Origin of the sequence: Flavobacterium sp. W22_SRS_FP1 (genome assembly GCF_052113685.1) — a bacterium.
GTDB lineage: Bacteria > Bacteroidota > Bacteroidia > Flavobacteriales > Flavobacteriaceae > Flavobacterium.
In genome coordinates, this window is record NZ_JBGQOE010000008.1 from 44,848 (window position 1) to 65,030 (window position 20,183).

General features: G+C 34.9%; 14 protein-coding genes. 9 read left to right on the forward strand and 5 right to left on the reverse strand.

What is annotated here, in order from left to right; translation table 11 throughout:
* Positions 1-208 precede the first annotated feature (208 nt).
* The 4 genes from rimO (at position 209) to ACEN2H_RS06515 (ending at position 4,294) form a co-directional block, all read left to right on the forward strand.
* Positions 209-1,522 (forward strand): 30S ribosomal protein S12 methylthiotransferase RimO, encoded by a 1,314-nt coding sequence (gene rimO / locus ACEN2H_RS06500; protein WP_441731514.1) that lies wholly within the window; start codon positions 209-211, stop codon positions 1,520-1,522.
* A 44-nt stretch (positions 1,523-1,566) separates the two neighbouring features.
* Entirely contained in the window at positions 1,567-2,028 is a 462-nt protein-coding gene (locus ACEN2H_RS06505) for a hypothetical protein (protein WP_441731515.1), read from the forward strand.
* A gap of 32 nt (positions 2,029-2,060) precedes the next feature.
* Positions 2,061-2,963, forward strand: a complete 903-nt coding sequence (locus tag ACEN2H_RS06510; RefSeq protein ID WP_441731516.1) for an N-acetylmuramoyl-L-alanine amidase — start codon at positions 2,061-2,063, stop codon at positions 2,961-2,963.
* An 836-nt stretch (positions 2,964-3,799) separates the two neighbouring features.
* A complete protein-coding gene (locus tag ACEN2H_RS06515; RefSeq protein WP_441731517.1) occupies positions 3,800-4,294 on the forward strand; it encodes a nuclear transport factor 2 family protein in 495 nt (164 codons plus the stop codon).
* Between the two features lie 70 nt (positions 4,295-4,364).
* Here ACEN2H_RS06515 and ACEN2H_RS06520 read toward each other — a convergent pair whose 3' ends face one another.
* The 5 genes from ACEN2H_RS06520 to ACEN2H_RS06540 form a co-directional block, all read right to left on the reverse strand.
* A complete protein-coding gene (locus tag ACEN2H_RS06520) occupies positions 4,365-5,906 on the reverse strand; it encodes an acyl-CoA carboxylase subunit beta (protein ID WP_441731518.1) in 1,542 nt (513 codons plus the stop codon).
* A 3-nt stretch (positions 5,907-5,909) separates the two neighbouring features.
* Positions 5,910-7,352: an acetyl-CoA carboxylase biotin carboxylase subunit gene (gene accC, locus ACEN2H_RS06525; RefSeq protein ID WP_441731519.1), complete on the reverse strand. Its 1,443-nt coding sequence runs from the start codon at positions 7,350-7,352 to the stop codon at positions 5,910-5,912.
* Between the two features lie 88 nt (positions 7,353-7,440).
* The gene (locus ACEN2H_RS06530; RefSeq protein ID WP_441731520.1) at positions 7,441-7,926 is read right to left on the reverse strand and encodes an acetyl-CoA carboxylase biotin carboxyl carrier protein subunit; all 486 of its coding nucleotides are present in this window, start codon (positions 7,924-7,926) and stop codon (positions 7,441-7,443) included.
* Between the two features lie 102 nt (positions 7,927-8,028).
* A complete protein-coding gene (locus tag ACEN2H_RS06535; protein WP_441731521.1) occupies positions 8,029-10,227 on the reverse strand; it encodes a B12-binding domain-containing radical SAM protein in 2,199 nt (732 codons plus the stop codon).
* Positions 10,228-10,332: 105 nt separating this feature from the next.
* Complete coding sequence (locus ACEN2H_RS06540; protein ID WP_441731522.1) at positions 10,333-11,616, reverse strand: MFS transporter; 1,284 nt, start codon at positions 11,614-11,616, stop codon at positions 10,333-10,335.
* Positions 11,617-12,103: 487 nt separating this feature from the next.
* On the opposite strand from ACEN2H_RS06540, the gene ACEN2H_RS06545 reads away from it, so the two are divergent.
* From ACEN2H_RS06545 to ACEN2H_RS06565, 5 genes are all read left to right on the forward strand, one after another.
* A complete protein-coding gene (locus ACEN2H_RS06545) occupies positions 12,104-12,712 on the forward strand; it encodes an RNA polymerase sigma factor (protein WP_441731523.1) in 609 nt (202 codons plus the stop codon).
* Between the two features lie 90 nt (positions 12,713-12,802).
* Positions 12,803-13,912, forward strand: coding sequence for a FecR family protein (locus ACEN2H_RS06550; protein ID WP_441731524.1), 1,110 nt, complete (start codon positions 12,803-12,805; stop codon positions 13,910-13,912).
* 156 nt (positions 13,913-14,068) lie between these two features.
* Entirely contained in the window at positions 14,069-17,782 is a 3,714-nt protein-coding gene (locus ACEN2H_RS06555) for a SusC/RagA family TonB-linked outer membrane protein (RefSeq protein WP_441731525.1), read from the forward strand.
* Positions 17,783-17,791: 9 nt separating this feature from the next.
* Complete coding sequence (locus tag ACEN2H_RS06560) at positions 17,792-19,273, forward strand: RagB/SusD family nutrient uptake outer membrane protein (protein ID WP_441731526.1); 1,482 nt, start codon at positions 17,792-17,794, stop codon at positions 19,271-19,273.
* 12 nt (positions 19,274-19,285) lie between these two features.
* Positions 19,286-20,149: a zinc-binding metallopeptidase gene (locus tag ACEN2H_RS06565; protein WP_441731527.1), complete on the forward strand. Its 864-nt coding sequence runs from the start codon at positions 19,286-19,288 to the stop codon at positions 20,147-20,149.
* Positions 20,150-20,183 lie beyond the last annotated feature (34 nt).

Here is a 20,183-nt window from a genome sequence, read left to right on the forward strand (position 1 = left end):
TTAATTTAATAATAGATCAAAATAAATAGTTTATTAACCGTCTTGATTCTTTAAAGCAAGACGGTTTTTTTAGTCCTGATAGCAATATAAATCTACCAATTTTTATAAAGGAAATTCCAAAGTAGGACAGGAATAGCTTCATAAAAAACAGGGGAAAAACTTCTGTTTGAATAAAAAAACGTAATTTCGCATTCCAATTTACAAATCTATGAGAACCAAGTCTTTAAAAAAGAATAAAATCAACGTAATCACTCTAGGGTGTTCTAAAAACATCTACGACAGCGAAGTATTAATGGGTCAACTCCGTGCTAATGGAAAAGACGTAGCTCATGAGGCTCCAGCTGCTGAAGAAGGAAATATTATCGTCATTAATACCTGCGGATTTATTGATAATGCCAAGGCAGAATCAGTAAATATGATTTTAGAATATGCCGATAAAAAAGAAAGAGGTTTAGTAGATAAAGTATTCGTAACCGGATGTTTATCAGAACGTTACAGACCTGATTTAGAAAAAGAAATACCTAATGTAGACCAGTTTTTTGGAACCACAGAGTTGCCACAATTATTGAAAGCTTTGGGTGCTGATTATAAGCACGAGTTACTAGGAGAGCGATTAACCACTACTCCAAAAAATTACGCTTACTTGAAAATTGCCGAAGGTTGCGACAGGCCTTGCAGTTTTTGCGCAATTCCGTTGATGCGTGGTAAACACGTTTCTCAAACTATTGAAAAATTAGTAAAAGAAGCAGAAGGATTAGCCAGAGATGGTGTAAAAGAATTAATCTTAATTGCACAGGATCTTACTTATTATGGCCTTGATATTTACAAAAAACGTAATCTTGGAGAACTATTAGAAGCATTGGCTAAAGTGGAAGGAATCGAATGGATTCGTTTGCATTACGCCTTCCCTACGGGATTTCCAATGGACGTTTTAGAGATCATGAAACGCGAGCCTAAGATTTGTAATTATATTGATATTCCGTTGCAACACATTTCAGATTCTATCCTGAAATCCATGCGCCGTGGAACTACACAAGAAAAAACAACCAAATTATTAAAAGATTTCCGAGCAGCAGTTCCAGGAATAGCGATTCGTACGACCTTAATCGTAGGTTATCCAGGAGAAACACAAGAAGATTTTAATATCCTAAAAGACTGGGTTCAAGAAATGAAATTTGACAGAATGGGCTGTTTTGCTTATTCTCACGAAGAAAACACACATGCCTATTTATTAGAAGATGATGTTCCTGATACGGTAAAACAGGACCGTGCCAACGAAATAATGGAATTACAGTCTCAAATTTCATGGGATTTAAACCAAGAAAAAGTAGGACAAACTTTCAAATGTATTATCGACAGAAAAGAAGGTGGTCATTTTGTGGGAAGAACTGAATTTGACAGTCCAGATGTAGATAATGAAGTACTTATTGACGCCTCAAAACATTATGTAAAAATAGGAGACTTTGCCACGATAAAAATAATCGAAGCTACTGAATTTGACTTATACGGCGAGCCAGCCTAGTTTTACCGTGTTTACCAATTGACAAACCATATAGAAAAACAAATATGAAAACAATTCAAATATTTTTCGTTTTTACAGCTGCTTTATTATGCAGTATTTCCGTTTCCGCCCAATATGGCAACAATGGCTACGGAAACAACGGTTATGGCGGTGGTGGTTATGGTTCTAACAATGGCAGAATGAGTCAAATGAATCAGAGTCGTGACATTGAAAAACCAAAAGAAATTCCAGTTGAAGTGACTGTTGGAAAAATAATGGAAAAGTTAAAAACAGAACTTCTGTTAGATCAGTTACAGGAAATCGCTATCACAAATGTTCTTATCGAGAGTATCAGGTCACAAGGCATTTTATTGAAAGCAGAAACTGGCCAAGAACAAAAAATAAAAGAAATTCAGGCGCTATCTGAAGTTACAGACAGAAAAGTAAATGAATTTTTGAATGAAGATCAAAAGATAAAATACAAAGCACTTAACGAACAAAGCAACAAGTCAAGAAGAAAACGATAATTTCCTTAATTCGAAAGAATAGATTATAAAATATGAAAAGATATTTTTGCTTCATAATTGCTGCTATTGTCATATCTTCCTGCTCTACAAATCCCTATAAGGCCAGTGAGAAAGAATATGATACTAAACTTAAAACTTTTAAGGAAGTAATTTCTAAGAAAGAGCCCTTGCCTTTACCAATTGTTACCAAAACAATACTAAATATTGACAATGCTTATACAACACAATTATACACTTTTAAGGATACTATTTCAAAAATGGGATCAACGGAGTTGGAAAATGGAATTCAGACAGAATGGATCAGTACGGTAAATTTTAATTTACGTAAACCAAATTTCATTATCATTCACCATACCGCACAAGATTCGATACAACAAACAATAAAAACGTTTACGCTGACTAGAACACAAGTAAGTGCCCATTACATAATTGCAGACGATGGGAGTGTAGTACAAATGTTGAATGATTATATGCGCGCCTGGCATGCCGGATTAGGGTCTTGGGGGAAAGACACCGATATCAACTCCTCTTCAATAGGTATTGAGCTCGATAATAACGGAACTGAGGTATTCTCAGAACCACAAATTACTAGTTTAATGGCACTGTTAAGCAAATTACAAAAAGAATATAACATACCTACCCAAAATATAATTGGCCATTCCGATATCGCTCCGACACGCAAGAATGATCCTAGTGCTTTGTTCCCATGGAAAACTCTAGCTGAAAACGGGTTTGGCATTTGGCAAGACGATACATTGGAAAATGCCCCAATAGGTTTTAATACCGAACAAGGACTGCGAATAATAGGTTATAATACTAAAAATCTTTCGGCGGCTATAATAGCATTTAAAAGACATTTTATCCAGAACGACGTAAACGATGTTTTAGATGAAAAAACGATCAATACCATTTATTCCATCTACAAGAAACAATAAAACAAATTAACAAGTCTCAAAAACCGTTCTTTGGTAATACCGAAGAGCGGTTTTTTTTTTATGATGCCACTACGTTTCACTTTCTATTTAGTCAGTAAATAAAGTAGTTGCACGCATTTTTAAATGAACTAGACGTTACATAAAATTTGTAATTAAAGTAGAGCAAAAACTATATAATTATAAATCAGTTTTTTAGACGGTATGTTTTCCAGTGGTAAATCTGTTTTAATTTAAAAATAAAAATTATAAAACTACTTAATATTTATGGCACTACGGCGGGACAAACCCGAAAAATAGCCAACTTTACTGAAGCTTTTTTACAAAATGCGGCCCAATAGGCAACAATTACAGATACCATTGCGGTACCGCCACCATCGAATGGATTTCATACCATTACGATTGGTTCCTCAATACACACGAACAAGTGATTAGTCGGTCATGAAACACTAAATTTAAAAGCATCTTGCAGCCTTGAATAATAAACCCATAACCTTTTCCTCAGTGTCACTTACCATCGCGTTCGACAGGTAGGGTGAACATTTTGATGCAAAAAAATAACCACCGATCTTCTACAAACTGAATAGAAGTCTTAGATGATTTCTCAAATTGCAGGTGCTTTAAAATACACCGAATATGACTATTTAAAACGTCTAATCATGAAAATGATTACCAAAAAAGAATGCGGTGCAACGGATACTTCGTAGGATTTTCTATATAGTATCTAGGATGAAGTGACAAAAGTTACAAACGAATTTATAGAAAAAGCATCTCAAAAGTCTTGATTTTTGTATTTTAGCTTTTTAATAAAATTCGCCTCCTTACTAATAAATCGTATTATGAGAAACTATAATCTTCACCATTTTATAATTTACATATTTGTCATTACAGCTACCGTTTGTTCTGCTCAAAAATCGATGTCAAAAGAATTGGCATACCAATACTTGCCAGATGATTTAGAATTATATAATGCGATCGTCTCCATGGACAGTAGTTTTTTTCAAGCCTACAACAATTGTGATCTTGATAAACAAGCAGCAATATACTCCGACGATATCGAATTCTATCATGATAAAGGCGGCATAATGACAGTTAAACAAGAAATTTTAGATAGCACAAAAAAATATGTCTGTGGTAAAGTTACCAGGGAACTAGTTGAAGGAAGTCTCGAAATCTATCCCATTAAAGATTTTGGCGCCATCGAAATAGGACTCCATAAATTCCACAACAATACTGAAAAAGAAGGCACGGTTTCCCATGCTAGTAAGTTTATTATTTTCTGGAAAAATGACAATACTAACTGGACCATTACAAAAGTGGTTAGCTTGCATTAGCGTTCTTTATAAAACAAAAAAACATTCGCAGAGGCGAATGCTTTTTTATCTATTCTTATAATTACACTATTTACAAAGGAATATTCCCGTGTTTTCTATTTGGAGTTGTGCTCTCTTTATTTTCAAGCATACTGAAGGCTTTTAGCAATTTACTTCTGGTGTATTGCGGTAAAATAACCTCATCAATAAAACCACGCTGTGCTGCGGTATAAGGGTTAGCAAACAAGCCTGCATATTCAGCTTCTTTTTCTAGAAGTTTTGCTGATGGATCAGCTGCTAAACTTATTTCTTTTTTAAATATAATTTCTGAAGCTCCTTTGGCTCCCATTACTGCAATTTCGGCAGAAGGCCAGGCAAAATTCATGTCGGCACCAATATGTTTAGAATTCATCACATCATACGCACCGCCATAAGCTTTACGTGTAATAACCGTAATTCTAGGAACAGTTGCTTCACTCAATGCGTACAATAATTTTGCTCCATGTACAATAATTCCATGCCATTCTTGATCCGTTCCTGGTAAAAACCCTGGCACATCAACAAGTACCAATAAAGGAATATTAAAACAATCGCAAAAACGAGTAAAACGTGCTGCTTTTTTAGAACTGTTCACATCTAAAACACCCGCCAAATATAAGGGTTGATTGCCTACAATTCCAATGCTTCTTCCACCAAGTCTTGCAAAACCGACAATTATATTTTCTGCATAATTTTTATGCACTTCATAAAACGAATCTTCATCAATAATCCCAGCAATTACACCATGCATATCGTATGGCTTATTTGGGTTATCCGGAATAATAGTTGCTAATTGCTCGCGAACTTCATCATTGAGTTCATAAGGTAATTTTTGTGTTGTTTCTTTATTACTTTGTGGCAAATAGCTTAACAATTTTTTCAAGTCTTCTAGACATTCCACATCATTTGCAGAAGTGATATGTGCTACTCCTGATTTAGTAGAGTGCGTACTTGCTCCTCCTAATTCCTCCGAAGTTACGGTTTCGTTTGTAACCGTTTTCACCACATTAGGTCCCGTAACAAACATATAACTAGTGTCTTCAACCATCATTGTAAAGTCAGTCATCGCAGGCGAATATACTGCTCCGCCGGCGCAGGGGCCCATGATCGCAGAAATTTGCGGAATAACACCACTGGCTTGTACATTTCTATAAAAAATATCGGCATAACCTCCTAATGACCTTACTCCTTCCTGAATACGCGCTCCACCAGAATCATTTAAACCAATCATCGGCGCTCCCATTTTTACGGCCATATCCATCACTTTACAGATCTTCTCTGCATGTGTTTCAGATAATGCACCACCAAAAACAGTAAAGTCCTGAGCAAAAACATAAACTAATCTTCCATTTATGGTTCCGTAGCCTGTTATAACACCATCGCCGTAATACAGCTCTTCTTTCATACCAAAATCAGTTGTACGGTGTGTCACCAACATCCCAATTTCTTCAAAAGAACCTTCATCCATTAAATAATTAACACGCTCTCTGGCGGTTAATTTCTTCTTTTGATGCTGTTTTTCTATTCTGTTTTTACCTCCACCCAAATGAGCTTGAGCAATCTTATCGTTTAATTCTTGTATTTTAGACTCCATAATTTATTTATTTGGTAATCGTACGATTTTTTGATCTTGAAAATACTGATTTAAAGCTACTAAACCAGCAATCTTAGCTTCTTGAGCCAATTGGTCTTTCAATTCCGTTGCATTGTAATATTTTTTTACAAAATGGGTGTCGAAATTACCTGAACGAAAAGCTTCATGTTCAAATACAAACTTCCCGAAAGGCAAAGTTGTTTGCACTCCTTCTACTAAATATCCACCAATTGCTTTAACCATAATTTGAATGGCTTCCTCACGTGTTTCACCATAAGTAATCAATTTAGCTAGCATTGGATCATAATAAATAGGAATATCCATACCCTGCTCAAAGCCATTATCGACGCGAACTCCTTCGCCAACAGGCAACTGATACACATCAAGATGACCAACGCTCGGTAAAAAATCATTCATTGGGTCTTCAGCGTAGACTCTCAATTCCACAGCGTGTCCTTTTATTTTCAAATCTTCTTGTTTGAAAGCCAAAGCTTCCCCTCTAGCTACTTTGATTTGCTGTTCGACTAAATCCAATCCAGTGATTAATTCCGTAACTGGATGCTCCACTTGCAAACGCGTATTCATTTCGAGGAAAAAGAAATTATTGTTTTCGTCCAATAAAAACTCAACTGTTCCGGCTCCAAGATAGTCGCAGGATTTTGCCACTAAAACAGCGGCTTCACCCATATTTTTGCGCAATTCCGGTGTTAAAACGGAAGAAGGAGCTTCTTCTATCACTTTTTGATGACGACGCTGAATGCTACACTCTCTTTCGAATAAATATAAAATATTCCCATGACTGTCAGCCAGGATTTGAATTTCAATATGTCGTGGTGATCCCACGTATTTTTCAATAAAAACAGATCCATCACCAAAGGCATTTAGCGCTTCACTAATAGCTCTGTTCATTTGGGATTCAAATTCCTCCGCATTTTCTACAACGCGCATTCCCTTCCCACCGCCGCCGGCAGAAGCTTTAATCAAAATAGGAAAACCAATTTCAGAAGCCACTACTTTTGCTTTTTCGATATCCGTAATGGCTTCATCCAATCCAGGAACCATTGGAATATTATAGGCTTTTACCGCTTCCTTTGCCGCTAACTTACTTCCCATTATATGGATAGCTTTCGATTTAGGTCCGATAAAAATAATATTGTTTTTTTCTGCTTTTTCCGCAAATTCAGCATTTTCACTTAAAAACCCGTAGCCAGGATGTATCGCATCTACACCTAATGATAATGCTACTTCAATAATTTTATCTCCCAATAAATAAGACTGATTAGACGGGGATTCCCCGATCCAAACAGCTTCATCAGCAAATTTTACATGAGGTGCATTTCGATCTACAGTAGAATAGACAGCGACCGTTTTTATTCCCATCTTCTGGGCAGTTTTCATGACCCTGATTGCGATTTCGCCTCTATTGGCAACTAATAATTTTTTCATATTTAATAAGACTAAAAGAATAATGACCGTTTCCCTGTTAGAACAAAGAGGCAAAAAATTCCTATTTATTTATCTATTAGCGTGCTCTCTATTCAAATTCAATTAATAGCTGTCCTTTATCAACCGCATCGCCTAACAATACCGAAATCGACTTGATGGTGCCATCACGTGGAGAAAGAAAACTGTTTTCCATCTTCATAGCTTCTAAAATCAATAGACTGTCATTCTCTTTTACAACTTGGCCCACAATCACACTAATTTCTAGAATTAATCCTGGCATAGGCGCTTTGATGGCATTGATTTGTTTTGTCAGACCAACTTCAAATCCCAGTTCTGTTATGAGTTGGTCCAAATCATTTGCGATCGCAACAGTATAGCTGTTGTTATTTACCTTGACAATATATTCTTTTTGATGAAAATTAGCAGAGAGAATCTCCGCTTTAAAAGGCTTGTTTTCATGTAAAATATGGAAGGAATTAGAATCCAATTTTAAGGCATCAAGTTGTGCAACTTGCTCCTTATCAAAGTCAAATTGAACGGAATCATTTATTTTTACTTTATAGCTATCACTCATAAGTATAATTTTTATAGTGGTAAAAATAGGTAAAAGAAAACGTTTTCGTAAATTAAAAATAAAACTTTTATGCTAAATTGCTATAGTTTTATAAAATAAATCTTATAACACAAGTAATCCGTATGTGCGTAGACTATTCACTGGTTTTGAATACCAAAATAATTCAAAATCTTCAAGATCAGTTTCAAAATCAGCCTTAATTTCAAGTAAAGTATGCGTTTTAGCATTCGAAACAGAAATTTTTTCAAGGATTTTTATTAACCATTCTCCTTCTGCTTTATTGGTTTGAATGTTAAAACTTTCCTTTTTATCGTGAAAAGTTAAACTCATCATTTCCCAAGAATTCCCTTTTTTTGACTTGGTAAACTCCTCAATAAACGGCTTGCCCCCTAGCCAAACAATTTTAGCCGTAGGTTTTATTTTAAAATCTTCAGGCTCTTGCAGAGCGTTAAAAATGAAGTCCTGTGCAATTTTTGTTTTTGGGATTTTAAAATCAAACCATTCTTGTAAGGTATAATCAAAACATATTCCGTGCATGAAGTTGAATAAAGATTTCTTTAATCCAAAGCTGAATTTATCATGGTCAATTCCTGTGGAATCTATATAATTAATGTCATTATTAGCAAAGGTCCCAATAACTTCAGTCTCTTTCACAACTCCAAATTTCTCTGGATGCATTCCCACAGGACTGTGCGCCGTCATAGCAAATTGATGCCAAAAACCAGATTGTAAAACGCCTACTTCAAACAGTTGACGTACCATTTCGAGACTGTCTACCGTTTCCTGAACCGTTTGAGTTGGATACCCATACATCAAATAGCAATGTACCATAATCCCTGCTTCTGTAAAATTCCTAGTAACTTTAGCCACTTGCTCGACCGTCACCCCTTTGTCAATCAATTTCAGTAACCGGTCTGAAGCTACTTCGAGTCCCCCTGAAACGGCGATACAACCCGATGCTTTTAAAAGTAAACATAAGTCTCTGGAGAAACTTTTTTCGAAACGAATGTTTGTCCACCAAGTAACGGATAATTTTCTCCTGAGGATTTCTAAAGCCAAAGCACGCATTAAAGCAGGCGGAGCTGCTTCATCTACGTAATGAAAACCATTTTCGCCTGTTTGCGCCATCATTTCTTCCATTCGATCGCACAATAAATTGGCAGCAATAGGCTCATAAATTTTAATGTAATCCAATGAAATATCACAAAAAGTACATTTTCCCCAATAGCATCCGTGCGCCATAGTAAGTTTGTTCCAGCGACCATCACTCCACATGCGGTGCATTGGATTTACGATTTCGATAACTGAAATGTATTTGTCCAAAAATAAGTCAGAATAATCGGGTGTTCCAAGTTGGGATTGTTTGTAATCCTGCTTTACCGAATTATTCTTATAAACCACTTTACCATCTTCCAAAAGAAAGGTCCGTTTATAGGAATTGTACTTTGGGTCTTCAATATTGGTAATCAATTCCTCGAGAGGAACTTCACCGTCATCCAAAGTGATAAAATCGAAAAACTCAAAAACACGGGCATCCGAAAGCGAACGCAGTTCCGTATTAGGAAAACCACCTCCCGCTGCTATTTTAATTTCAGGATACTGTTTTTTTAACCATTGCGCTGATCGAAAAGCACTATATAAATTCCCAGGGAATGGAATCGAAATCAGAAATACGGTAGGCTGAATGGTTTCTATTCGCTCTTTTAGAATCGAAAGAAGAACATTGTCGATATAAGTGGTCTCTTGTTGCAATGCCTCGTACAATTCGTCAAAAGAATTGGCCGATCTGCCCAAACGTTCCGCATAACGGCTGAATCCAAATTTATCATCCACACATTCCACGATAAAATCAGAGATATCTTCAAGGTACAAAGTGGACAAATGTTTTGCTTTGTCTTGTGTTCCCATTGTTCCAAAAGCCCAATCGAGTTCTTCCAGTTGTGCAAAACGAGAAGCTTCTGGCAAATAATCTTCTTGACATATTTGGAGTGCCAATGTTGGGTTTTTCCCTTGCAGAAAAGCAATTACTGCATCTATCGTTTTGATGTACTCCTCCTGTAAAGCATAAATTCGCTTCGAATTATCTGAAATTTTTTCAATTTCAAACTTTAAACTTGCAACTTCAAACAAATCTTTCAATCCTTTTTTCGAAAATAATTTCAAAATAACCTCTATCCCCAAATCTGCCTGAACAGAATCAATGTCTTTGGTATTAAGAAACCCCTTTATATAAGCAGTTGCTGGATACGGAGTGTTCAGTTGGGTAAAAGGAGGAGTGATGAGGAATAATTTGGTTTTCAAAAGAAATAAGTTTTGTGCAAAAATAAGGGATAATTTTAGTAATTCCCTTAAAAGATCAACTAGAAGTCAAATTCCGTTTTCGTGCTTTCTTTTCCTTAAAAAGAATTAAAACTTATGCTCCTTTTTACTAACCATCAACAAGGAAAACAAAGAGATACATGCGGCTCCACTCAAATAAAAACCAACATAAGTCAAACTGTATTGCGTCGCCAACCAAATCGCAATCATAGGTGCAAAAGCTGCGCCGATAATTCCTGCCATATTAAATGATAAAGAAGTACCCGAATAACGGACATAGGTTGGAAACAATTCAGATAAAAAAGTTCCCAAAGGTCCATAAGTGAATCCCATCAAAGACATTCCAACACATAAAAACAAAGTTACGAGAATTGAATTTCCTGAATTCATGAAAAAAGAAAATGCAAAACCAAAAACAGCAATAGCTGAAGTGGCATAAATAAGCATTTTTCTTCGTCCTATGCGATCAGCCATCAGGGCCGAAACGGGAATAAAAAGCGCAAAAAATAACACCGAGAACAACTGCATTAATAAAAAATCTCTTTTGGAATAGCCTAAATCAGATGTAGCCCAACTAAGTGTAAACACCGTCATGAGATAAAATACTAAAAAGGTGGTAATGGCTGCAAATGTGCCGAAAATCAACTGATTTTTATAAAATTGTAATAAAGTAAAAAAGGGAACCTTCACTTCTTCTTGTTCCTTTTTAGAGTTTTCGAAAGCGGGAGTTTCAGTGATTTTCAATCGGATATAGAATCCTACGACAACCAATAACGAACTCGCTATAAAAGGAATCCTCCATCCATAATCGAGAAAAGCTTCAGGACTCATCGTGTCTGTCAAAATCAAGAAAGCACCTCCGGAAAGCAATAAGCCTATTGGAGCTCCTAATTGCGGAAACATACCATACCAGGCGCGTTTATTAGGCGGAGCATTTTCTATAGCCAATAATACGGCTCCGCCCCATTCGCCACCCAGACCTACTCCTTGACCAAAGCGACACAGCATTAATAACAAAGGAGCGGCAATCCCTATGCTAGCGTAACTTGGCAAGAAACCAATACTCACGGTTGAAATACCCATCGTCAACAAAGCAATTACTAGGGTTGTCTTGCGCCCGATCTTGTCTCCATAATGCCCAAAAACCGCAGAGCCAAGAGGTCGAGAAAGAAATGCTATCGAAAACGTAGCTAAGGACAGCAAAACCGAATTGGTACTGTCTTCTGAAGGAAAAAATAATTGGGGAAAAACCAAAACTGCAGCGTTGGCATAAATATAAAAATCAAAAAACTCAATCGTTGTGCCTATTAAACTGCCAAAAAGAACATGTTTTAAGGAATTTCCTTTATTAGGATTTGAATTGTCTTTCATATGGACATAAAATATTTGGATAAAATTGACACAATTTTTTGGAGTTAGCAAATGTAGTTGGTTCCAATAATTTTAAATGTTTTTAGATCAATTAATTTCATACTAATCTATCCTATCTCTTCAATCGTCAAAATCATACCTCTTAAACAAGCAAATTTTAAGTCTTAAAAATGTTGAACCCAAATTCGTAGTGCCATTAATAAAAAGCAATATTTTATTATAAAAAAGCTAAACAATACCTATTTAAAGAATCGCTTTTGAAGTATTGAACTAGATATTTTGACAAAAAATAGCTACTCGTTTTCTAAAAATAAGAAAAGTATAATTTAAACCCATTAAATTATGAATCAATTATTTTTTGGCCAACCAAAATACTAAATCATTGAATCTAATTTAGTTTTGCAGTTTTAACTTGTTGATTTGTAATATAATTCGTAAAATTACAGGAAAATAGTATAAACTTAATATAAAAATAGCTATACCTCCTTTGAACATAAAATCAAAACATACTATTATCACCGATGACTCTTTACTTTGGAGTAGATTAAAAGTAGGAGACGAAAAAGCTTTTTCAGTACTTTTTGAAAAGTATTATGAATCTCTGTTGCGTTATGGAAACTCCTTTTCAAAACATGCTGAAAAAGTTCAAGACTGTATTCAAGATGTATTTGCTGATGTTTGGTTATACAAATACTCTTTAAATGACAATGCCAACGTAAAAGCTTATCTCCTATCAAGCGTTCGGAAAAGAATTGCCAGAACACAAGAACGCGACCATATTTTTAGCAAAATCACCTCAACAGATACCACAGAATTTTTATTTGATTTCTCAATTGAACACCAATTAATTATCGACGAAAGTACTGCTGATAAGGTTCGTCAACTCAATAAACTAATCAATCTTCTACCTTCTAGACAAAAAGAAGCTTTATATCTTAGATACCACCAAGGCCTGAGTGTAGAGCAAATTGCTGATATGCTCGACGTAAATTATCAATCGGCAAATAATTTATTACACCGCGCATTACTCAACTTACGCAAAGACTGGAATTCTAACATCTCCTTGCTTTTACTGCTATCTCAAAGCTTATTATAAAATTATCTTAAATAAATTAAAAAATAATCTTAATTTAATGAGTATATAATAAGAAAACGGTCCTTTATGTCTTTGTAACCTTATTTTTAAATGCAAAGACGTAACCAATATACCGAAATAGAAGATTTTTTAGCTGATGAGTCATTCCAGTCATGGGTACGCTCAAACGAAGACCTGAAAAACTGGGAAGAGTGGACTTTAGAAAATCCTTTACGAGCTAAATTAGTTGAGGAAGCAAGGCTATATATCTTAGCTATGAAGGTTCCTGAAAATAATTTAGATTCTTCCCAAATACAAACCGCACTAGTTGCCACTTGGAATAAAATTGAAAAGAAGGAAATATCAAGAAAAAAAGAAATTAAAATCTGGAATAGTAATTGGCTAAGGTCTGCTGCAGCAGTTTTGGTTTTTGGTTTACTCGCTGCTTGGACCTATAGTCATTTATTTATTACAAGTAATTCTACCCAAATATACAACGCACTTATACATGAAAATGACGAAGGCCTTGTGGAGCAAACCAATAATTCAAGCAAGCCTCAAATTATAACTTTATCTGACGGAAGCTCTGTCTTATTGCATCCAGAAAGTAAGCTGAGTTACCCTAAAAGTTTTGTGGGAAACGAAAGAAGAGTTTATTTATCTGGAGAAGGTTTTTTTGAAATTAGTAAAAACCCTAAAAAACCATTCCTCGTCTTTGCTAATGAAATTGTCACTAAAGTAGTTGGGACTAGTTTTAGGATAACTGCTTTTTCTAATGAACCAGATGTTGAAATACTTGTAAAAACGGGTAAGGTAAAAGTTCAGTCTAATGAAATGGCATTAAGTTTCAATAAAAAAGAGGAAATCACTTTGCTACCTAATGAAGCCTTAAGGTTCTCCCGCAAAAGTTCGACCTTCAATAAAATAACTGATATTACAAAAGATGAAACTTTGGTTCATTCTGTTAGAACAATAGAGCAATTGAGTTTTGATTTTACGGACATTCCAATTAGTAAGATATTTAAAACAATCGAACAAGCTTATTTAGTAAACATTCAATTTCCAAAATACAAATTGAAAGATTGCCATCTAACAACTTCACTAAACGATCAGCCATTACCCGAAAAACTTAAAATTATCTGCAAAGCGTTGGGAAACAAAACGAGTTATGAAATGAATGGAAACCAAATCACCATCTATTCTGATGGTTGTAATTATTGATAAAATGCCTATGTAACAAGATCAAAAAGAAAAAAGCGCCGAAGATGCTTTAACATTTTCGACGCTTAAGTGAAATCAAATTGCCTTCTCTAAAAAGCAATTTGTGTTGTCCCTATAATACCCGATAAAAAGTACTAACAAAAACAAACCAAAATTATGAAAAAACCTGTTGTTAAACAACGATTACTCTTCCGAATCATGAAAATAACATTATTTCAATTGCTTTTGGCCGTTGTATTTTCCACTGTAACCATGGCAAATAGCGTTAAAGGCCAGAAAAAATTAGATACTAAAGTTACCCTTAATATTGAAAACTTAAGCTTATACAATGCTTTGGCTAAACTTGAAAAAACCGCTAATGTAAAATTTTCATACAATTCAAGAATAAGTCAGCTGAATCTAAAAATAAATTACAAGGCTAATGATGAATTATTATCATCTATACTTAGTAATATTTTACAGCCGCTGAACATTACTTATTCTGAAGTAAGTAATCAGATCATATTGCAGAATAATACGACTCAAACTAATGGTTCAACGAGCAACACCTCTGCACCATTATTGTTAACTACTAATGCATTAGCCACTCAAGTTAAAGGGCGCGTTCTTGATGAAAAGGGAAACTCATTACCTGGCGCTACCGTATTGGTAAAGGGAACAAAAGTAGCTGTAATGACAGATATTGACGGTAATTTCAGTATCGAAGTGCCTGCAAATAGTACCATACTTGTTATTACTTATATAGGGATGGAAACCCAAGAAGTAGCTATAAAATCTACTCCGATGACCATTATACTAAGCGAGTTTGGCCAAAAATTAAATGAAGTAGTCATTACTACGGGATATGAAAAAACATCTAAAAGAACATTTACAGGAGCTATCAGTAAAATTTCTGAAAAAGATTTACTTGTAGAAGGAGTTGTGGATATTAGTAGAATGATTGAAGGAAAGGCTGCAGGAGTAACAGTCCAAAACGTAACAGGAACCTTTGGTACTGCACCAAAAATTACTGTACGTGGGTCATCATCTATTTTTGGTGATACTAAACCTCTATGGGTAATTGATGGTATTGTTCAAGAAGACATCGTAAATCTTTCTTTTGCTGATTTAGCATCTGGAAATTCAGAAACTTTATTGAGTTCATCCATAGCGGGACTAAACCCCAATGATGTTTTAAGTATCGAAATATTAAAAGATGCTTCGGCAACTTCTATTTATGGTTCAAGATCTTTGAATGGTGTTGTTGTAGTAACTACTAAACAAGGTAGACGTGAAGCTCCTTTGAGTGTTAATTACTCACTTGAACAAACAGCAAGAACAGTACCCAATTATAGCCAGTATGACATTTTGAATTCTCAGGAAACGATGGGCATTCTTAAGGAAATCGAATCGAAAGGATTCCTTGGCCTTCCTGACACTTCTCAGGGTCGCTATGGGGGAGTTTATAACATTCTTGCAAATGCCATTAATACTTACGATCAAACTAGCGGAACATACGGTGTTAGAAATGATGAGCCTAGTAGAAATGCATTTTTAAGAAAATATGAATTGACCAATACAAATTGGTTTAAAACATTATTCAGACCGTCCATTACACAAAATCATTCCTTAAGCTTTTCTGGCGGGGGAAAGAACAATGCTTATTTTGCCTCTCTTGGTTTTTATCATGATCCGGGTTGGACACTAGCTGATAGTGTTGATCAATTGACCACAAATATTAAAAACACTTTTTTTATAAATGATAAATTTAGCTTAACGCTGTCTACTCAGGCTTCGGTTAGAGATCAATCAGCTCCAGGTTCTTACGATAGTCTTCGGGATGGTGTGAGTGGAAGTACTACGAGAGACTTTGATATTAATCCATTTAATTATGTTTTAAATACAAATAGAACTTTAAGACCTTATGATGATAATGGTAATTATGAATATTATAGAAATAACTGGGCTCCAATAAATATAGTTGAAGAATTGCAAAACAATTATATGGATATTAAAGTTAAAGATATTCGTTTTCAAGCGGATTTAGCTTACAAAATAAATTCGAAATTGACGTATAACTTTACTGCGAATGCTCGTTATGCCAATACTACAAGAGAACATAACATTCTTGAAAACTCAAACATTATTGGAGCTTATAACGCTCAAGAAACAACAATTGTAAGAGATGCAAACATATTTTTGTATCAAAATCCAGATGACTTAACTGCTCCAAAAGTTTCTGTTTTACCCAATGGTGGAATACTTAGAAAATTTTCTAATGACTTGACTTCTTTCAATATTAGAAATAGTTTCAACTATAAAAATGTATTTGGCGAAAAACATGAACTAGAAGCATTATTTGGACAAGAATTAAGATCCGTTGACAGAAACAGTAATAATTTTACTGCGTACGGTTTACAGTATGATAGAGGCTTAACTGCTTTTACTGATCCAAGAATCTTAGAAAAATTAATCAACGGAGGAGAATCTTATTATTCATTCAATGAGGAAAGAGAAAGAACAGTTGGTTTCTTTGGCAAAGTAGGATATACCTATGATAGACGTTACACCGGTTCGATCACAGGTCGTTATGATGGATCAAATAGACAAGGAAATAGCGCTTCTTCAAGATGGTTGCCAACGTATACTTTCAGTAGTAAATGGAATATTAAAGAGGAAGACTTCATGAAAAACAACAATACCATAAATAACTTGAGCTTAAGAGGTTCTTATGGTTTAACTGCAACTGCTGGCCCAGCAACCAACTCATTAGCTATCTATAGAAGCTTTATTACAGATCGTCTTAACCTAGGCGATAGGGAAACAGGACTCAATATTGATGAACTCCAAAATGCAGACTTAACTTGGGAAAAACAATTTGAAACTAATATCGGTTTAGATTTAGGTTTATTAGATAACAGAATTCAATTCACAACTGATGTTTATAGTCGTAAAGCCTTTGACTTAGTTGACTTTGTCACAACTTCAGGAATTGGCGGTCAAAAAGTCAAACAAGGGAACAATGCTGATATGGAAACCAAAGGAATTGAAATAGCTCTTACAACTCAAAATTTAAATAATTCTCGACTTAAGTGGTCTACTTCTTTTAATTTTTCTGTTTTTAATCAAAAAATTACCAAGCTACAAAACAACCCTTCTGTTCTAGGTCTAGTTGATGGTACCGGAGGAAATACTCTTGGACATCCCAGAAATGGTCTGTATTCCTATCAATTTACTGGATTAAACAACCAAGGATTACCCACTTTTATTATGGCAGATGGAGAAGAGGATAATATTGCTGGTGCAAATTTTCAAGATTCAGAAAATGTAACTCAATACCTGAAATACGAAGGTTCTATTGAACCTAATAAATCTGCTGGTTTTTCGAACACATTTACTTATGACAACTGGTCTTTAAATGTGTTTATAGTGGCCGCTGGAGGAAACAAAGTACGATTAAATCCAATCTATTCTGATAGATATGACGATTTGACTGTTTTTACAAAAGAATTTACAAACAGATGGATTAATCCTGGCGATGAGGCCCTTACAAACATTCCTGTAATAGCTGATCAAAGATTAATTGCAAATTATGCAGCTGATTCTAAGGATTTAACAAGGGCTTATAATGCCTATAATTATTCAGACGAACGTGTTGCTGACGGAACTTTTGTGAGATTGAAAAATGTATCCTTACGTTACGAATTCCCGAAAGATTTAAAGAAAAAATTAGGTCTTAACGTTTTTTCAATGAAAGCTTCAACAGCTAATCCGCTATTGATTTATTCTGATAAAAAGTTAAACGGACAAGATCCTGAATTTTACAGAACTGGTGGAGTTTCCCAACCAATTACGAGTCAATATACATTCTCTATTAACGTATCCTTTTAATAAAAAAACATGAGAAAAATAAAATTAACCCTATCGCTATTAGCAATTTTAACGCTTAGTAGCAGCTGTGATGATTTCCTTTCGGAAATTCCAGACAACAGAACTCAATTAGACACACCAGAAAAAATATCAGAAATATTAGTTAATGCTTATCCACAAGGAAACTATATGGAATTTGCTGAAACAATGACTGATAATGTTTTTGATAGTGGAGATTTGACACTTACGACTATAAAAAATAGTCAAAATTACAATTGGGAAATGCAGGACGATATCAATAGAGATACCCCTTCAGATTATTGGGATGCTTGCTATGCTGCAATTGCACACGCTAATCAAGCGCTTGATGCTATTGAAAAACTAGGCAATCCAGCAAGTTTGAATCCACAAAAAGGAGAGGCCCTATTAGCAAGAGCCTATTCACACTTTATGTTGGTATCTCTTTTTTCTCAAAGATACAATCCAGCTACTGCCTCAACAGATCTTGGTATTCCTTATGTCTTAGAGCCAGAAACTGTATTGCTGAAAAAATACAATCGTAACTCAGTTGAAGAAGTTTATAAATATATCAAAGCAGACATCGAGCAAGGATTACCATTAGTGACCAGTGATTACGAGCAACCTAAATTCCATTTTAACAGGGGAGCAGCAAATGCTTTCGCCAGCCGTTTCTACGCCATAACAGGCGAATGGGATAAGGTAATAGAGGTCTCTAATGAATTAGGAAATACACCTATTGGTGAATTAAGAGATTACCAATCGTATTTAGATATAGACTTTGAAACAGGTACCAGAAAATATTCTCAAGAAAGTGAAAACACTAATCTATTGATTGCTTCCACTTCTTCAATTTATTCAAGAACTTTTTATTTAAACAGGTTTCAATTAACAGGTGCTGATGTAGATCAACTTTTTGGCTCGAACACCAATTTAACTAACCAAAACTACTTATACCGTCCTTTATCTTATAATGGTCAAATAACTGTTTTTGTGCCAAAATTTGTTGAGTATTTTAAATACACTAATGCTAATGCGGGCATCGGTGAACCTTATGATGCAATTGTATTACTATCTAATGACGAATTATTCTTAAATAGAATAGAAGCTCATATAATGACGAATCAATTATCCCTTGCAAGCGAAGAAATGGATTATTTTTTATCTATTAGGATTGAAGGCTATGATGTAGCGTTTGATAAAGTAACACAAGCTAAAGTAGTAGCTAAATACCCCGTTATTGATAATGAATACACGCCATTTTACAGTTTGACAGCTGTTCAATCTTCATACATCAAAGCTATTGCAGAAATGAGAAGAAGAGAATTCATCCACGAAGCTTTAAGATGGTTTGACATCAAACGTTTTGCTTTAAAAGTAACTCATAAAGTTTACAACCAACCTGACAATGTTTTAACTAAAGACGATTTACGTAAAGCAATTCAACTGCCGTTACATGTAACTAATACTGGAGTAGAGAAAAACCCACGTTAATATCTAAAAAAAATGAAAAAATTAAATTTTTATAAAAAAATAGTTGTGCTCTCCTCAGTTTTATTGCTTGGAGCTTGTTCAGGTGATGAACCACTTACAGATAGTATTCTTGATGTATCAACTCCTTCTAAAACGGAATTAGACAATTGGATTGATACTAATTATTTAAATCCATACAACATCAACATACAATACAAATGGAATCAAAATACGGTAGATAACAACCGCTTTTTATATCCTCCATTGCAATCAAAAGTTCAACCGGCCTTAGAAATTGTGCAAAAAATATGGTTAGATAGTTACAAAGCAATTGCTGGCCCTGATTTTGTGAAAACAATTGCCCCAAGAGAATTTGTACTTGTAGGTGGGAGAAATTTAAATACAACTGGAACCATAACACTTGGTCTAGCCGAAGCAGGACAAAGAATTACCTTATTTGAAACCGATAATGTAAATAAAAAAGATCGTGCTAATGTAAAACGCTTTGTGCAAACAATTCAACATGAGTACATTCACATACTGAACCAAACTAAACCGTTCGACGAAAAAACACTTGCTAAAATTACTCCAACAGGCTATACATCAAACTGGTACGCTACACCTACTTCTGTAGCAAGAGAGGAAGGTTTTATTACAGATTATGCAAGATCTAATATTAATGAAGATTTTGCAGAAATGTCAGCAACGATGCTTGTGAACTCGAAGGCTGAATATGCAGCAATCCTAGCCAGTATAACAAACCAAACAGCAGTGGCAAATATTAAACTTAAAGAGGCCGTCGTTGTAAAATATTTTAAGGATGCTTTTGGTATTGATTTCTACAAATTGAGAGATGAAGCAGAGAAAAACACAACAGCTGTAATAAACGGAAATTAGTATGTATAAAGAGCCTAATATAAAAAGTGCTCTT